This is a genomic window from Halanaerobium praevalens DSM 2228 (assembly GCF_000165465.1).
In the GTDB taxonomy this organism is placed as follows: domain Bacteria; phylum Bacillota; class Halanaerobiia; order Halanaerobiales; family Halanaerobiaceae; genus Halanaerobium; species Halanaerobium praevalens.
This window is the reverse complement of the sequence record NC_017455.1, coordinates 1996789-2013919: the sequence shown is the minus strand read 5'-3', so window position 1 is coordinate 2013919 and position 17131 is coordinate 1996789. Positions and strand designations below refer to the sequence as shown.

Sequence of the window (17131 nt, the reverse complement as noted above, 5' to 3'; positions counted from 1 at the left end):
TTTATTTCTTATTTTTATTGTTACTTTTTGTTTTTTGTTTTTTATCTTTTTGATTAATTTTTGCTGTTTTATGCTCAGTTAGTGATTTGCTAGAGCCATTAAAAACAGCTCCTTCTTCTATTTTTAAAGATTTGGTACTAATATCAGCATTAACTTTAGCAGTTTGGAGTAGTTCTACTTTATTATGAGCTATAATTTCTCCTTCAACTTGACCAGCAATAGTTATATTTTTAGCTTGAACTTTATTTTTTATTAAAGCTTCTTTACCAATTACTAAAGTTGATTTTGATTCAATTGAACCATCTATTTTTCCTTCAACTCTAACTGAATTAGAAGTAACTAATTCTCCAGTTATTTTTGCTCCTTTGCCAATAATGCTTTCTATTTCTTTGCTTTGTGTTTTATTTTCTTCATTTTTAGAACTATTAAACATTTATCTTCCTCCTATGTAATCTAACGGGTTTTTAGGTTTAGAGTTTACCAATACTTCATAATGGAGATGTGGTCCTGTACTACGACCTGAATTACCAGTTAAAGCAATTGTATCTCCTCTTTTAACATAATCTCCTTTTTTAACTTTATAACCATTTAAGTGACCGTAGAGAGTTTTATATCCTTGACCATGGTCAATAATAACTGCTCTACCATAACCTCCTTTCCAACCAACATGAGTAACTTTCCCATAAGCAGCTGCTAAAACAGGTGTATTGTACCAAACAGCAACATCAAGGCCTTCATGAAAAGCATTTTGATGAGATTTAGGGTCACTTCGGGGTCCGAAATGAGAAGAAATATAGCCATCACCATTATCGGCTAAAGGCCAAATACTTGGTCTAGCTCTATTTTTTATTTTTTGTTCTTCTATTTTATGTTCAAATTTAGCTAATCTTTTATTATGGACAGGTATTTCTTTTTTAAGTAAAGATAAGTTCATTTTTATATTATTGATTAAATCTGCTTGATTTTTAATTTCATAACTTTTAAAAACTCCACCTTGGGGTAAATCTGGTTTATCTAAATTTTTAAGTTCTAAGTCTTTAAGCTTAAAATCTTCTTCTTTAATATCAAAATCTTCATTTTTAAGTAATTGATAAACATTATGCTGATATTCATTTAACATCACCAATGAATTTCTGAGCTTATCTGTATCAGATTTTAATTTAACTAATTCTTTTTTGAGAAACTTATTTTTGGCAGCAGTACTTTCGGCTTCTTTAATCTGATTTTGAGTAGAATCATATTTTATTTTGTAAGTGCCAAGACCTATAAATAAAGAAGTTAAAATTAAAATTAAGATCAAAATTCCTAAAACAGGGTAAAGAGCAGTTAAAGAAAAAGTTTTAATATTTTTCTCTGCTGAATCTGGAACTATTTTTAAATGAAACTTTTGTAATAAAAAGTTTTTTATTTTTTCTTTCATAATGTTCACCCAGCCTATTTTTTAATTAATCAAACTCTTTTTAATTATATCTATTTTTAAGGGAGAAAGCAAGGAAATTAAAGAGATAGTTAGCAGATGAAATGATTTTTTTATTTTTTTAAACAGAAAAAAGATAAAATTCACTTGACAAATAATAAAAGATATGCAATAATAATAATCGATAACAGTAATCAGTCTTAATAAATACATTAAAATATATCAATAGGAGGAAAAAATTATGTCATTAGTAGGAAAGAAAGTAATGCCATTTAAAGCTAACGCTTATCAGAACGGAGAATTTCTAGAGGTTACAGAGGAAGACTTTGAAGGACAGTGGAGTGTAGTAGTTTTTTATCCAGCTGACTTTACTTTTGTCTGCCCAACAGAATTAGAAGATTTACAAAATGAATATGATGCTTTAAAAGAAATGGGAGTTGAAGTTTATTCTGTTTCAACAGATACTCACTTTACTCACAAAGCTTGGCATGATAATTCTGACACAATTGGAAAAATAGAATTTGTAATGGTTGGAGATCCATCTCATACTCTGTGTGAAAACTTTGATGTTTTAATTGAGGAAGATGGTTTAGCAGATCGTGGTACTTTTATTATTGATCCAGATGGAGTAGTACAGGGTGTAGAGATTAATGCTGGTAACTTAGGCAGAGACTCTAGTGCTCTTGTTAGAAAAATTAAAGCTGCTCAATATGTAAGGAATAATCCTGATGAAGTATGTCCTGCTAAATGGGAAGAAGGAAGTAAAACCTTAAAGCCTGGACTAGATCTAGTAGGTAAAATCTAAGGAGTTGTTTAAAAGATGTTAGAGGCAGATATCAAAGAGCAATTAAAAGAATATTTTCAGTTATTAGAAGCCAATGTTTTAATTAAAGCCAGCATTGGTTCTGATCAAAAATCTAAAGAAATGCATTCATTTTTAAAAGAATTAGCCTCTCTTTCTTCTAAACTTGAACTAAAAGAAACTTCGCTGGCCAGAACACCTAGTTTTAGCTTAACTGCAGCAGGTCAAGAGACTGGTGTTAGTTTTGCTGGTATACCTTTAGGTCATGAATTAAATTCACTAGTTTTAGCTTTACTGCAGGCTAGTGGTCGAGAACCTAAGGTAGAAGCAAAATTAATTAAGCAGATAAAAAATATTGAGCAAGAATATAATTTTGAAACTTATATTAGCTTAAGTTGTAATAATTGTCCTGATGTTGTACAAGCTTTAAATATTATGAGTATAATTAACCCCAATATTACTCATACAATGATTGATGGTGCTTTCTTTAAAGGTGAGGTTGAAGAAAAAAGCATCTTAGCTGTACCAGCAATTTATTTAAATGGAGAATTCTTTAAGAGTGGTCGTTTAACTTTAACTAAGATCTTGGAACATTTAGTTGGTAAAATAGATAATTCTGAATTAAATGAGAAAGATCCTTATGATGTCTTAATTGTCGGTGGAGGTCCAGCAGCAGCCAGTGCTGCTATTTATGCAGCGCGAAAAGGGATTAAAACTGCAATTGTAGCTGAACGTTTTGGCGGCCAAGTTTTAGATACTGCTGAAATTGAGAACTTTATTGGTCAAAAAAATATAGAGGGTTCTAAATTAATCAGTAAATTTAAAGAACATATTGAAGACTATGATATTGACTTAATTTTATCTCAAAAAGCTAAGAGTTTAGAAAAAAATGAATTAGTAGAATTAGAGCTAGAAAGTGGAGCAGTTTTAAAGTCTAAAACTTTAATTGCTGCTACTGGAGCAAGCTGGCGCCAACTTAATATTCCTGGTGAAGCTGAGTTTAAGAATAAAGGAGTTGCTTATTGTCCTCACTGTGATGGCCCAATGTTTGAAGATAAAGATGTGGCTGTTATCGGAGGTGGTAATTCTGGAGTCGAAGCAGCAATTGATTTGGCTGGGATTGCTAAGAGTGTAACCTTATTAGAATTTCTACCAGAATTAAAAGCTGATCAGGTTCTCCAAAATCGATTAGAAGAGATTGATAATCTTAAGGTAATTAAAAATGTAGATTGTCAGGAAATTAAGGGAACAGATACAGTAAATGCTATTAGTTATGTTGAAAGAGATAGTGGTCAAAAACAAGAACTTGATTTAGATGGAGTTTTTGTGCAAATTGGTTTAAAAGCAAATACAGATTGGCTAAAAGATAAAGTTGAGCTGAATCAATATGGTGAAATTATAACCACTGCCAATCAGAGTACCAATTTAGCTGGAGTTTTTGCAGCTGGTGATTGTGCAGATAGCATTTATAAACAAATTGTTATTTCAATTGGTTCTGGAGCTAGTGCAGCTTTAGCAGCTTTTGATTATTTAATTAGAAATTAAGAAAAACACCCCATAATAAAAAATGATAATTATAATTCCTGCTGTAATTAAGCTAGACAGCAGGAATTTTTTTATTTAATTTAAGTTTCAGAAGATTAAGTCTTAAATTAAATTTAAATATAGCTTTTGCTAATTCCAGGATTATGGTATAATCAATGTTAAGATATTTTTTTTAGCAAGAGAGCAGTAAAAAGAGTAGTGAGAATTTAGCAATCTAATTAAAGGAGGAATTATTTAAATGAAAAAAACTTTAGTAACAATTTTAGTAGTTTTGACAGTGTTGACTTTAAGTTCTGGGGTTATGGCTCAGCGCTATGTTGTAGGGACTAATGCAAGTTTTCCACCTTTTGAATATGTAGAAGCTGGTGAAATAGTAGGTTTTGATATTGATATAGTTAAAGCAATTGCTGATTTGCAGGGGTTTGAAGTTGAATTTAGAGATCTTAGTTTTGATTCTTTAGTTCCAGGGTTAGCTTCTGGTAGTTTAGATCTGGTAGCTGCTGGAATGACAATTAGTGAGCAAAGAAAAAAGGTTGTTTCTTTTTCTGAGCCCTATTATTCTGCTAACCAATCAGTCTTAGTCCATCAGGATTCCGAGGAAGACTTAACAGTTTTATTTGGGGATAATGATATTGGAGTTCAAACTGGTACTACTGGTGATGCTTGGGTGAGAAACAAATTAATTAAGGCTGATATTTTAACAGGTGAGATCAGAAACTATGATTCTTTTGTTTTTGTGATTAGAGATTTAGCTAATAAAAACATTGATGCAGCTGTTTTAGATAAACCAGTTGCAGAAACTTATAGTAAAAATAATCCAGTTAAGGTAGTAGCAGAAGTAATTACTGGAGAAGAATATGGAATTGCTGTTAGTAAAAATAATGAAGAGCTTAGACAAAAGTTAAATGAAGGTTTAGCAAAATTAAAAGAAAATGGAACTATGGATCAATTAATTGAAAAACATTTTGAATAAAATTTAATTATACTTTTCCTCTATTTTGGTTTAACTTTGCTAAAATAGGGGGGAGTTTTTTTAATTTTAGAGTTAAGCTTAATTTTTTGCCTGTTAAATGATTTTATTCTCAAAAGTTAGTTGATTGTGGGAATTAATTGAAACTGCTTAATCATAGATTTTATTTTAAAAAATTAGATTAAATAATTTAAAATAACTTTTAAGAGTGGAATTATGATTTTAAAAGTTTGTTAAAATTTTTGAGAAAGGACAGATTATGAATAATTTAGAAATAATTAAAGAAGCATTACCTTATCTTTTAGAAGGAACTTTAGTGACCATTCAATTAACCTTTTGGAGCCTTTTAATTGGAGTAGTAATTGGTTTACCTGTGGCTTTTGCACAGGCTTATGGAAATAAGCTGGTTCAGGCTTTAGTAGCAGTTTATGAGCGTTTGGCCCGCAGTATTCCTTTATTATTAATTTTACTTTTACTAAATTTTGGTTTGCCAATGCTGGGTTTACAAATTTCAATTTTTAAAGCAGCAGTGATTGGAATTGGACTTCGATCTGCAGCTTATCAATCTCAAATTTATCGGGGAGCTATTCAGTCAGTTGGGGGTTCACAAATGAATGCAGCTCTTTCCCTTGGCATGAGTAAAATGAAGGCTTTCTTTTATATAATTAGCCCACAGGCCATTAGAATTGCTTTACCTCCTGTTGCTAATGAATCAGCAATTGTACTGAAAGATACTTCACTTGCTTTTACAATTGGAGTTGTAGAACTTTTAAGACAGGGAGAATATTTTATTGCTACTGCAAATAGGCCAATGTTAATTTATTTGACCATTGCTGCAATTTATTTTGTTTTAACAACTATAGTTAATGGAGCTCTATCTCTGTTTGAGAAAAAATATAAGATTCCAGGGATAGGTATTGAAGGGGGACATTCAGATGCCTACTAAGCATTTATTGAAAATAGAAGATTTACATCATAGTTTTGAAAATGAAGAAGTTTTAAAAGGGATTTCCTTTGCTTTAGATAAAGGAGAAACTAAAGTTATTGTTGGACCAAGTGGAACTGGAAAAAGTACAATTTTAAATAATATTATTCGTTTAATTCCACCTAAAAAGGGGAAAATATATTTAGAAGATCAGGAAATTACCACTGCTCAGAAAATTAACGAAATAAGACAGCAGATTGGCTTTGTTTTTCAAGATTTTGGTTTATTTAATCATTTAACTGCCAAAGGAAATGTAATGGTTGGTTTAACTAAAGTTAAAAAAATGGATAAAAAAGAAGCAGAAGAATTAGCTCTTTTAGAATTAGAAAGAGTAGGACTTAAAGAATATGCAGCTTCTTATCCCTCTCAATTATCAGGGGGCCAAAAACAAAGAGTAGGTATTGCTCGTGCTTTAGCAATGCAGCCTAAATTAATTTTATTTGATGAGCCTACTTCTGCTTTAGATCCTGAATTAACTGGAGAAGTACTAAAAGTTATGCGTAACTTGGCAGAAGAAGGAATGACAATGTTAGTTGTAACTCATGAAATGGGTTTTGCTCGCAGTGTTGCTGATGAGTTAATTTTTATGGAAGCTGGAAACATTGTTGAACAGGGTGACCCAGAGAAGTTATTTACAAATCCTGATCATCAAAGAACAAAGGAATTTTTATTTCAGTTGACTAACTTATATGGTGAGGGTGAAAATTAATGTTAGATATTTTAAGTGAATATTATCCCTTATTTTTGCGAGGACTTGGAGTTACTGTATTTGTTACAATCATTTCTTGTTTTTCGGGAACTATTTTAGGTAGTTTATTAGCTCTGGGAAAAATTTATGGAAATAAAGTTATTTCTACTTTAGTGAGAATATTTATTTCTATTATTCGTGGCACACCACTTTTAGTTCAACTTTTTATAATTTATTATGGTCTGCCTAGTTATGGAATTCGCTTAGCTCCACTTACTGCTGCTGTGATTAGCTTTATTATTAATAGTGGGGTATATCAGGCAGAATATTTAAGAGGCTCAATTCAGTCAATTAGTGGGAGTCAACTTAAGGCAGCCCAATCTATTGGGATGACTAAATGGCAGGGTATTAGATATATTATTTTACCACAAGCCTTAAGAAGAGTAATTCCAGCTTGGACAAATGAGTTTATTTATATGATCAAATATTCATCTTTAGCTTATGTAATTGGAGCTAAAGAATTAATGACAGAAGCAAAATTACTAGCTAGTCGTAATTATCAATTCTTTAATGTTTATTTTTTAGTAGCTTTAATTTATTTAGCTGTAATTATGTTTTTTGTTTATTTATTTAATCGTTTAGAGAAAAAAGTAACTATTCCCTAAGCTAAGTCAAATTAAAAAAATAAAAAGGAGAAGTGATCAAATGGAAGGTAAAGACATGAAAATTTATACTAAGGGTGGAGACAAAGGTAAAACAAGTCTTTATGACAATTCTCGCGTGCCTAAAGATTCTGTGAGAGTAGAAAGTTATGGTACAGTAGATGAGCTTAATTCTGTTTTGGGCTTTGCTAAGAATTTTGTAGATGATGAAGAAATTTATGATCTTATTCGTTCTATTCAGCGTAAATTATTTAATTTAGCTGGGGAATTAGCAACACCTAATTGGAATAAGTTTCCTGAAAAAATCACTGAAGAAGATATAAAATTTCTAGAAGATAAGATTGACTATTATTTAGAACAGATGAACAAAAAAGAAAGATCGATGTTTATTATTCCTGGTAGTTCTAAAGCTAGTGGTGCTTTACACCAAGCTAGAACTATTTGTAGAAGAGCTGAAAGACGGATTACAAAATTAGCTGGTAAAGCAGATATTAGTTTAGATTTACAGAAATATGTTAATCGTCTCTCAGATTTAATTTATACTTTAGCTCGTTATTCTGAAACTGATTTGGATTATGTTAATTTTAAAAAGTAATGCGAATTTTAGTTGATGGAGATAGTTGTCCTGTAATTGAAATTATTGTTGAGTTAGCAGCAGCTTCTACAATTGATTTAATTGTTTATACTGATTTAAACCATCAGCACCAACTTGAATATGGAGTTTTAAAGGTTGTTGATCAAGGTTTTCAATCTGTTGATATGCTGCTTTGTAACAATATAGAGCCAGAGGATATTGTTATTACATCTGATTATGGTCTTGCTGCTTTAGCTTTAGCAAAAAAAGCAAAGGTTCTCAGTTTTTCTGGGAGAGAGTTTACTGACCAAAATATAGAAATGCTTTTGGCTAAAAGACACTTTCAGTTTAAAACTAGAAAAAGAACTGGTAGGCAGACTAGCCACCAGAAAAGATCAGAACTTGATGATCAGCGTTTTCAAAAAGGATTAACTAGGCTAATTGAAAACTCTTAAGAGAATAAAATTTAATAAATAAATATCAGTTTGAGATTAAAACCCCTTTTAATAACTAGATTGGCTATTAAAAATTTAGTTTAGAAAAAAGGGGTTTTTTATTGAATTGGTAAATCTTTTCTTTGACTCCAGCCAAGCCAGGAATCATCATATAATTTTAGATTATTATAGCCTAATAATTTGAGAGTAAAAAAACTAAAACTGGCCTCAACTCCCTCACGCGATAAAAAGACAATAGTTTCTTTATTTTTATTAATTCCTTTAGCTGCCAAAATTTCTTTAATAACTGCTATTGATTTAAAATTATTATTTTGATCTAAAAATTCTTGCCAATCTAAGTGTACAGAATTAGGGATTCTACCCTGACGTTGAGCCTTTGCTGTTGTGTTTTGTCCTAAAAATTCTGCTTTCGGTCTTGTATCTACTATTAAAAAATCTTTATTATTTAGATTTTCAGCAATAGTGTCAGTATTTATTAACAAATCATTATTGACTTTATTTACTACAAAATCACCTTTTTGGGGCCTAAAAGACATTCTCTCTAAAGCAAAATCTTCTTCCTTCCAGGCTTTAAGCCCTCCTTTTAAGATTCTAACCTTATTTTTTCCGTAAAGTTTAAAAATAAACCAGAGCCTTGTTGGCCAGACTTGATTTTGATCAGCATAAATTATAATTTCAGAATCATTATGAATTCCCTTTTTTGCAACTACAAAATTAAAATTCTGTGGTTCAGCAATTAAACCTGAAACCCAAGCTTTATCATTGCTAAAATTAGCTGGCTGTAAATTAACAGCTCCTGGGATATGAGCTAAAAGATAGTTAAGGCTACTGCGGACATCTATTATTTTCAGCTTATTATTATCAAGCTCTAATTTTTCTTTTAAGGCTGTGGGGGAAATTAAGAGTTCTGATTTTTGATAATTAGCTAAACTTAAAGGACTAAAAAAAATAAATATAAAAAAGCTAATGCTTAAAATAATTATTAGTTTATCTTTGAAAAAATTCATCTGCTGCCTCCTAATTTTTCTTTTTAGTTAAGATTGATCTTCTTTATTATCTATTATATACTTTAGAGCAAAATTTTTCATCCCAAATTTTAAGCTTTGCCAAAAAATTGTAAAAAGGCAGGATTTTTTGAATTTTTGTTGAAATTAAACAAAGAACTAGCAAATAATTGGTTTAAGGAAGCTAAAATGAAAAAAGTAATTTTAGATTTTGATAATACAATGGGACTAAAGCAGAAAGATGTTACTGCTGGCCTAGCATTTCTCTTTTTAGTTGGAAGCTCTGAGATAGATTTAATGGCTCTAACAAGTGTTTTTGGTAATAGTAATTTGGAAAACACTTATCAGACTACTGAAAAAATGATAAATGATTTTAATTTAAAAAATAAAATACCACATTTTAAAGGAGCAGCTAAAGCTTGTGATTTAGAAACGAAAGCAGCTCAATATTTAGCTCAAACTGCTGCTGAAAATAAAAATGAAATAACTCTAATTGCAATTGGCCCTCTAACAAATTTATATGCAGCTGCAAAAATTGATCCTGATTTTTTTAGGAATTTAAAAGAAATTATTATTATGGGTGGAATTACAGAAAAAATTGAAATTTCTAATCAATTAATTACTGATCTTAATTTTAGTCTGGATCCAAAAGCAGCGGAAAAAGTACTAAAAGCTGAAGTTCCTGTTGCCTTATTATCTAGGAATCTTGCTTTAGCAGCTCGTTTTGGCGAAAAATCATGGCGCAGAATTAAAAGATCTAAAAATAAGGCTATCCGTGCTTATATCAAAAAAGCAATTGAAAGCTGGTATCAATATTCTTCTGAAGTCATTGGTTTAAGTGGCTTTTATATGTGGGATCTAGTAGCTGTGGTTTATTTTGTGGCTCCAGAACTTTTTGCTTATAATAAGTCTCAGTTTGTTTCTAGTGTTGAAGATTTAAAATCCAGTACCATTAAGACTGAAAAAACAGCAGCTAAACTGCAGAGTGGAGCAGTTATTAACCTGCCTTCAATTATTGTTGATACAAAGAGATTTAAAAATATCGTTTTTAGAGCTTGGGATCAAATTGATTTTAGCTCTTGAGAAAATAATAGCTTCTTTTTTGCTGCCGCCTGGAATTTTTATAGTTTTAAATTTTGTTTTCTTAATTTATTTATTTAAAAATAAGAGTTCTAAATTAATCAGATTGACTGCGGTTTTTAGTTTAATTTTTCTTATTTTTCTGGCAACTGCTGTGGGAGCTAGAGTCTTAGTTCATCCTTTGGAAAATTATGCTGAAAGAAATTTAGTAGAAGTTTCTCAAAAATACCCCATTGTAGTTTTAGGTGGAGGCTCAAACTATTATTCAGCTAAAAAAACAACTCCTTCCACTCATAGTTTGCAGCGTTTGGTTAAGGGTTATGAGCTTCATCGCAGTTTAAAAACTCCTTTAATCTATTCTGGTGGAGTTGCTATTGGTCAGCAAAATATTTCTGAAGCAGATGCAGCTTCAGAATTTTTGCAGGATTTAGGAATGGATTTAGAATTTTATTTTTCTGAAACTAAGGCTCAAACAACTTTTGAAAATGCAGCGTATTTAAGAAAATGGATTAAACAGCATCAGGTTAAAAAAGTGTATTTATTTACTTCTGCTTATCATATGTTAAGATCGATGACTGTTTTTAAAGCCCAACAGATAGAAGTATTGCCTGTTCATTCTGGTTTTATTTATAACCATAAATTAAGTTGGCTAGATTATTTCCCCAGCCGTGGTGCATTAAATGCTAATTTAACTGCTTTACATGAGTGGATTGGTTTGTTTTGGTATTATTTAAAGGGTAGAATTTGATTTAGCTAATAATAGTTAAAAAATTATCTATTTAAAAATATAAATTGTTTTCTATGATTTAATGATATTTTAAAGTTTTTCTGATAAACTAAAACTATAGTTTGACTAAATAAGATTAATTTAGCTTTTAAATTTAGTCTAAAAAAGTTTAAGGAGACTGATATTGATGTCTAAAAATAAAAATAATTTTGGAGAAAGAAAAAAAATTGATTTACACATGCATACAACTGCTTCTGATGGAGCTTCAACTCCAGCAGAACTTGTAGATACTTGTCTTGAATTAGGTTTAGAGACTATTGCAGTTACTGATCATGATAATCTTAATTCAGTTAAAGAAACTCAGGCTTTGGCTAGTAAAAAGGGTTTAAAGGTTATTCCAGGAATAGAAATTTCTACTTATCGTGGTGGAGCTGAATATCATATTTTAGGTTATTTTATTGATTTAGAAAATGATGCTTTACTTGGGTTAACAGAGGCAATTTTAGATTCAAGAGTAGAGAGAACTCATAAGATGATTGAGAAACTTAGTCAAATGGGTTATCCGCTTGAGTTTGAGGATGTTAAGAAATTTGCTACAGGTGTTAGTTTAGGGCGTCCTCATCTAGCAAGAGCAATGGTAGAAAAGGGATATATTGATGAAATAGGAGATGCTTTTACTCAAGAATTAATAGCTGGTGGAGGAAAAGCTTATGCCGAAAAGAAAAATGTTTTACCAGCTGAGGCAATAGAAGTAATTTTAAATGCAGGTGGAATACCTGTAATTGCACATCCTTATGTTATCAATCATGGTCCTGCTCTTGAGCAAGCAGAAATTGCAAGGTTAAAAGAGGTTGGATTAAAAGGAATTGAGGTTTATCAAACTAAACATGATCAGAAAACAACTGAGCATTATAAAAAAATTGCAAATGAACTAGATTTACTAATAACAGGTGGTTCTGATTACCATGGAGAAAATTCTCCTGGAATTTTGCCAGGGGACTGTGGTTTAAGCAGAGCTGAATTAGAAAAACTAGAAGCTTTTATGCAAAAAGAAAATTCTGAAAGCCCAAAATAGGCTTGTAATTTAACTGAAAGTTTTATATAATTATAAACCGTTAGCTTAGAAATATTAGCTGTCTGCTGAGATGAGTTTTAATTAGCAGGCGGCTTTCTTTACTTTAAATAATATAATTAGGCAAATAAAAGGAGTAAATAATGAAGCACTTATTAAATGATTTGAACCCTAAACAAAAAATTGCAGCTCAGACTTTAACTGGGCCAGTTTTAGTACTGGCTGGAGCTGGTAGTGGTAAAACACGAACTCTAACTTATAGAACTGCTAATTTAATTCAAAATGGAGTTAGTCACCAAAATATTTTAACAGTTACTTTTACTAATCGAGCTGCTGATGATATGAAAGCTAAAATCGGCAAATTAATTGGATCAGAGATTATAGATGAAATGAACCTTGGTACTTTTCATAGTATTTGTCTTAAAATACTAAGAGAAAATTTAAATAAAATAAATAGAGCTGAAGGTTGTTTGATTTATGATACTAAGGATTCGCTGGCAATTGTAGAAGATATTATATTTGATTTTGGTTTAGAAGCTACTGAATATGATCCAAAAATGATTTTTAATATTATTGCTAAGGCAAAGATGGAATTAGTTTTAGCTGCTGATTTAACAGCTGAGTATGCCCAAGCTGAAAATCAAGGTTCAAAACATTTTTATCAAATTGTTAGTAAAATTTATCAAGAATATGAAAGAGTATTAGCAAATAATAATTGTTTTGATTTTAATGATTTAATTAAGAAAACAATTGAACTTTTGGAGTCTAATCCAGCAATTTTGACTAAATATCAAAATAAATTTAAATATATTCAGGTAGATGAATATCAGGATGTAAATCATTCTCAATATCAGTTAATTTCTTTATTGGCCAAACCTCAAAATAATATATTTGTTGTTGGTGATGACTGGCAGGGTATTTATGGTTTTAGAGGGGCAGATATTAGTAATATTTTAGAATTTGAACAAGATTATCCAGAAGCAGTTGTAATTAAACTTGAGCGCAATTATCGTAGTTCAAATAATATTATTTCTGCTTCAAATAAGTTAATAAATAATAATACTCAAAATAAAGTTAAAGAAGCTTGGACTGAATCAGATGATGGAGCTCCCATTTTTATAGCTGAAGCTGAAAGTCCTTTGGTTGAGGCAAAATATGTTTGTAAAAGAATAAATCACCTAGTAGATTTTTATAATTATAAATTAAGTGACATTGCTATTTTATGCCGCAGTCATTTTCAGTCAATGCAGCTCCAAAAACAATTACCAAAGTTTAGAATTCCACATCAGTTAGTTGGTGGCCTCAGCTTTTTTGATCGCCAGGAAATAAGATATTTTGTTAATTATTTAAAATTAATAGTTAATCCTAATGATCGTTTAGCTTTAAAAAGATTGTTTAGAATTGAAGTTCATGGAGTTGGAGAAATTTTATTAAGTGAGATTACTAAATATGCTCGCGAAAATAAAATGAAAATTACAGATGTTTTTGAAAGTCCAACTGTTGTTAAGGGAATTGGTAATAATAAAGCAGCAAATATTATTGAATTTCAGCGACGAGTAATTGATAGTATTTATGATCTGCGTGAGGAAAAATTACCGATGGATAAAAAAGCTTTAGAACTTTATCAAAGGGTAGATTTTGAGCAAAATGTATTAGCTGAGCTTGATGACCCTGAAGGCAGAAAAAGATATTTAAATATGTTTTTGGAGGATATATCTAATTTCCGAAAAAATAATCCTGGCCGCGGACTTTATGATTATTTATTAATTAATAAATTAATTGCTGATAAAGATATAAGTGAAAATAAGGAGCAAAAAGTAAAAGTGATGACTGCTCATTCGGCTAAAGGGTTGGAATTTCCAGTAGTTTTTATTATTGGAGCAGAAGAAGAGGTTTTTCCCCATTTGAAAAGTTTGGAAGCAAAAGAAGCTGGGCTAAACCCTTATGCAGTTGAAGAAGAAAGACGTTTATTTTATGTAGCTATGACTCGAGCTGAAAAATTGCTTTTTATTTCTTTTGCCAAAACTAAAGTAGCTGGAGAACAGGGTCAGTATAAACAGCTTTATCCATCACGGTTTTTAACTGAGCTGCCAAAGCAGAGGCTTGATTTTACAAGTGTAGAAAGTAAAAAAGGGGGTTCTGGGATTCAGATGCGAAAAGATAAACAAGTGATTTAATTCACTTGAACCGGGTACAAGTGAGTTAATTCTCAAATGGATAAATTATTAAAATTGCTTGACTTAATTAAATTATAGTGATAAACTATCTAATAACTTAAAAATAAAATAAAGATCATCAAGAGCGGTGGAGGGACTGGCCCTATGATACCCGGCAACCTACTTTTAATTAGTAAGGTGCTAATTCCAGCATTTCCAAAAGAGAAATGATAGATGAGAGGTAATAAAATCCTCTCAAGAGGATTTTTTTCATTCTAACTGCTCTTTATTTTGGGAGCAGTTTTATTATATTTAGAGGTGGTATATTTTGATAAAAATTAAAAATTTAAGCAAAAATTATGTTGTTAAACAGGGAATTATTAAAGCAATTGATGGGCTTAATCTGGAAATTGAGGCAGGAGAAATATTTGGAATGATTGGCCCTAGTGGGGCTGGTAAAAGTACCTTGATTAGAATGCTTAATTTGTTAGAACAGCCTAGTTCAGGTTCAATTAATATTAACGGGACTGATTTAACAGAGCTTAGTTCAAGCAATCTAAGAGCTGCTCGGCAAAAAATAGGTATGATTTTTCAGCATTTTAATCTCTTAACTTCACGAACTGTTTTAAAAAATGTAGAGTTTCCTTTAGAAATTGCTGGGGTAAAGAAAAATAAAAGGCGTAAAAAAGCCAAAAAATTATTAGCTTTAGTAGGCTTAGCAGATCGTTTAGATCATTATCCAGCTCAACTATCTGGAGGTCAAAAACAAAGAGTAGGTATAGCTAGAGCTTTAGCTAATGAGCCAGATGTACTTTTATCTGATGAGGCAACTTCTTCTTTAGACCCCGAAAGTACTAAGGCTACATTAGAACTTTTAGCTAAAATTAGAGATGAAATGAATTTGACTATTATTTTAATTACTCATGAAATGGAGGTGATTAAAGAAGTTTGTGACCGGGTCGGTGTCTTAGAATCAGGTAAAATTATTGAATCAGGTTCTATACTAGATATTTTTGCTAATCCCCAAAAAGATTTAACTAAAAAATTTATTAGTTCAGTTATAGATTTTGAGTTACCTCAAAGAATCATTAAATATTTACATCAAAAAAGACCTGGCAAATTAATTAGGATTTCTTTTCTAGGTGAAAAAACTCATGCACCATATATTTCAGATTTAGTCAAACATTATTCAGTTGATGCAAATATTTTATATGGTAATATTGATGAAATTCAGGCTGTTCCTTTTGGAACTTTAATTTTAGATTTAGAAGGAAAATTGACAAAAATAGAAGCTAGTATTGATTATTTAAGAAGTCAAGATTTAAGAGTAGAGGTGTTAGAAGATGTTTAATTTTGCTGCAGAATTTATTCAAAACAATAATTTGTTGATTAATGGGACTTTAGAAACATTATATATGGTAGCTGTTTCTCTGTTTTTTGGAATTTTAGGTGGATTACCACTTGGTGTTTTAACTACAGTTACTAGGGCAGAGCATATTTTACCAAATAAGAAAATTAATTTTATTTTAAATAGTATAATTAATCTTGGCCGTTCAGTTCCTTTTATTATTTTAATGGTAACTATAATTCCCATAACCAGATTTATAGTTGGCAGTTCAATTGGAACTAATGCAGCGATTGTACCACTTTCTTTGGCTGCTATTCCTTTTTTAGGTCGAGTGATAGATAATGCAATTTTAGAAATTGATCAAGGAGTAATCGAATCAGCTCAATCAATGGGAGCTAATCCTCTGCAGATAATTTTTAAAGTATTAATTGCAGAAGCATTACCAGCTATTATTTTGGGTTTAACTTTAACTGCTATTAGTTTGGTTAATTACTCAGCCATGGGAGGAGCAGTTGGAGCAGGTGGTCTTGGTGATATAGCGATTCGTTATGGTTATCATCGTTTTCAAATTATTATTTTATTAAAAACTATAGTTATTTTAGTGATTTTAGTTCAGCTTATTCAGTTTATTGGTAATCAAATAGCTGATTTTTTTGATCATCGTGCTTAATTAATATTTAATCAACTTGAAATAAATTTAAGTTATAGATAATTTAAAAATCTAATTAAAGTAGAAGAGGAGAGATAATTATGTTAAAGAAAACAATTTTAATTTTAGTTTTATTAAGTATTGTCTTTGTTGGTTCTGTACAGGCTGCTGATCATAAATTAAGTATAGGTGCTACTCCAGTGCCTCATGCAGAAATTTTAGATTTTATTAGAACTGAGTTAAAAGCAGCAGGGATTGATTTAGATTTAGTTGAGTTTACAGATTATGTTACTCCAAATATTGCCTTAGCTGATGGTAGTATTGATGCTAATTTTTTTCAGCATATTCCTTATTTAAAAGAATTTAACAAAAATAGAGCTTTGAATTTAAAAGCTGTGATTAAAGTCCATTTAGAACCAATTGCTTTATACTCTGAAAAATATAATAGTTTAGAAGAAATTCCAGCTGGAGCTCAAATTGCTATTCCTAATGATCCTTCAAATGAAGGTAGGGCCCTAATTTTATTAGACAGTAAAGGCTTAATTAGTTTAAAAGATCCTAATAATTTAAATGTAACTCCAGTTGATATTAAGGAAAATCCTAAAAACTTAAAATTTAAAGAGTTAGGTGCAGCACAGCTCCCTCGAGTTTTAAATGATGTAGCAGCTGCAATTATAAATACTAATTATGCTTTAGAAGCAGATTTAAATCCAGTTGCAGATGCTTTATTAATTGAAGGTAAAAATTCACCTTATGTTAATGTAATTGCTGTTCGAGCTGAGGATAAAGATAGTCAAAAAATTAAAATTTTAAAAGCAGTTATTCAATCTGAGGCTGTTAAAGAATTTATTTTGGAAGAATATGAAGGTGCTGTTGTACCAGCATTTGAGCCGCTAGACAGTGGTCAAGCAGCTGGAGCAGTGAGAAGTAAAACAGGTGATTATATATTTTAATTAGAATAGTTAATTGTGAAGAGAGCAGATTTTATTTCTGCTCT

General features: G+C 30.6%; 18 protein-coding genes and 1 riboswitch. Of the genes, 15 read left to right on the top strand and 3 right to left on the bottom strand.

Annotation, left to right across the window (positions count from 1 at the left end; genetic code table 11):
* Position 1: 1 nt before the first annotated feature.
* Both HPRAE_RS09465 and HPRAE_RS10945 read right to left on the bottom strand, forming a co-directional pair.
* The gene (locus HPRAE_RS09465; RefSeq protein WP_014553983.1) at positions 2-433 is read right to left on the bottom strand and encodes a bactofilin family protein; all 432 of its coding nucleotides are present in this window, start codon (positions 431-433) and stop codon (positions 2-4) included.
* Entirely contained in the window at positions 434-1420 is a 987-nt protein-coding gene (locus HPRAE_RS10945; RefSeq protein WP_014553982.1) for a M23 family metallopeptidase, read from the bottom strand. It abuts the gene before it with no gap.
* A gap of 238 nt (positions 1421-1658) precedes the next feature.
* Here HPRAE_RS10945 and ahpC point away from each other — a divergent pair, with 238 nt between their 5' ends.
* From ahpC to HPRAE_RS09420, 8 genes are all read left to right on the top strand, one after another.
* On the top strand, positions 1659-2222 hold the full coding sequence (gene ahpC / locus HPRAE_RS09455; protein ID WP_014553981.1) for an alkyl hydroperoxide reductase subunit C: 564 nt from the start codon (positions 1659-1661) through the stop codon (positions 2220-2222).
* Between the two features lie 15 nt (positions 2223-2237).
* Positions 2238-3764, top strand: coding sequence for an alkyl hydroperoxide reductase subunit F (gene ahpF, locus HPRAE_RS09450; RefSeq protein ID WP_014553980.1), 1527 nt, complete (start codon positions 2238-2240; stop codon positions 3762-3764).
* 238 nt (positions 3765-4002) lie between these two features.
* A complete protein-coding gene (locus HPRAE_RS09445; protein ID WP_014553979.1) occupies positions 4003-4737 on the top strand; it encodes a basic amino acid ABC transporter substrate-binding protein in 735 nt (244 codons plus the stop codon).
* 256 nt (positions 4738-4993) lie between these two features.
* The gene (locus HPRAE_RS09440; protein ID WP_014553978.1) at positions 4994-5680 is read left to right on the top strand and encodes an amino acid ABC transporter permease; all 687 of its coding nucleotides are present in this window, start codon (positions 4994-4996) and stop codon (positions 5678-5680) included.
* On the top strand, positions 5670-6428 hold the full coding sequence (locus HPRAE_RS09435) for an amino acid ABC transporter ATP-binding protein (RefSeq protein ID WP_014553977.1): 759 nt from the start codon (positions 5670-5672) through the stop codon (positions 6426-6428). The genes HPRAE_RS09440 and HPRAE_RS09435 overlap by 11 nt, the downstream gene beginning before the upstream one ends.
* On the top strand, positions 6428-7072 hold the full coding sequence (locus tag HPRAE_RS09430; protein WP_014553976.1) for an amino acid ABC transporter permease: 645 nt from the start codon (positions 6428-6430) through the stop codon (positions 7070-7072). Before HPRAE_RS09435 ends, HPRAE_RS09430 begins: the two co-directional genes overlap by 1 nt.
* 40 nt (positions 7073-7112) lie before the next feature.
* Positions 7113-7664, top strand: coding sequence for a cob(I)yrinic acid a,c-diamide adenosyltransferase (locus HPRAE_RS09425; protein WP_014553975.1), 552 nt, complete (start codon positions 7113-7115; stop codon positions 7662-7664).
* Positions 7664-8098, top strand: coding sequence for a DUF188 domain-containing protein (locus tag HPRAE_RS09420; protein WP_014553974.1), 435 nt, complete (start codon positions 7664-7666; stop codon positions 8096-8098). Before HPRAE_RS09425 ends, HPRAE_RS09420 begins: the two co-directional genes overlap by 1 nt.
* Positions 8099-8196: 98 nt before the next feature.
* Here the strand turns inward: HPRAE_RS09420 and HPRAE_RS09415 are convergent, their stop codons facing one another.
* Positions 8197-9105, bottom strand: a complete 909-nt coding sequence (locus tag HPRAE_RS09415; RefSeq protein ID WP_014553973.1) for a sulfurtransferase — start codon at positions 9103-9105, stop codon at positions 8197-8199.
* Positions 9106-9291: 186 nt separating this feature from the next.
* Between HPRAE_RS09415 and HPRAE_RS09410 the strand changes: the two genes are divergently transcribed.
* From HPRAE_RS09410 to HPRAE_RS09380, 7 genes are all read left to right on the top strand, one after another.
* Positions 9292-10185, top strand: a complete 894-nt coding sequence (locus HPRAE_RS09410; RefSeq protein WP_014553972.1) for a nucleoside hydrolase — start codon at positions 9292-9294, stop codon at positions 10183-10185.
* Complete coding sequence (locus HPRAE_RS09405) at positions 10169-10930, top strand: YdcF family protein (protein ID WP_014553971.1); 762 nt, start codon at positions 10169-10171, stop codon at positions 10928-10930. The genes HPRAE_RS09410 and HPRAE_RS09405 overlap by 17 nt, the downstream gene beginning before the upstream one ends.
* 166 nt (positions 10931-11096) lie before the next feature.
* Positions 11097-11984 (top strand): PHP domain-containing protein, encoded by an 888-nt coding sequence (locus HPRAE_RS09400; protein ID WP_014553970.1) that lies wholly within the window; start codon positions 11097-11099, stop codon positions 11982-11984.
* Between the two features lie 140 nt (positions 11985-12124).
* Entirely contained in the window at positions 12125-14158 is a 2034-nt protein-coding gene (locus tag HPRAE_RS09395; RefSeq protein WP_014553969.1) for an ATP-dependent helicase, read from the top strand.
* 112 nt (positions 14159-14270) lie between these two features.
* Positions 14271-14378, top strand: a riboswitch (SAM riboswitch).
* An 87-nt stretch (positions 14379-14465) separates the two neighbouring features.
* Positions 14466-15488, top strand: coding sequence for a methionine ABC transporter ATP-binding protein (locus tag HPRAE_RS09390; RefSeq protein WP_014553968.1), 1023 nt, complete (start codon positions 14466-14468; stop codon positions 15486-15488).
* Positions 15481-16155, top strand: coding sequence for a methionine ABC transporter permease (locus HPRAE_RS09385; RefSeq protein ID WP_014553967.1), 675 nt, complete (start codon positions 15481-15483; stop codon positions 16153-16155). Before HPRAE_RS09390 ends, HPRAE_RS09385 begins: the two co-directional genes overlap by 8 nt.
* An 80-nt stretch (positions 16156-16235) precedes the next feature.
* The gene (locus HPRAE_RS09380; protein WP_014553966.1) at positions 16236-17087 is read left to right on the top strand and encodes a MetQ/NlpA family ABC transporter substrate-binding protein; all 852 of its coding nucleotides are present in this window, start codon (positions 16236-16238) and stop codon (positions 17085-17087) included.
* Positions 17088-17131: the final 44 nt, after the last annotated feature.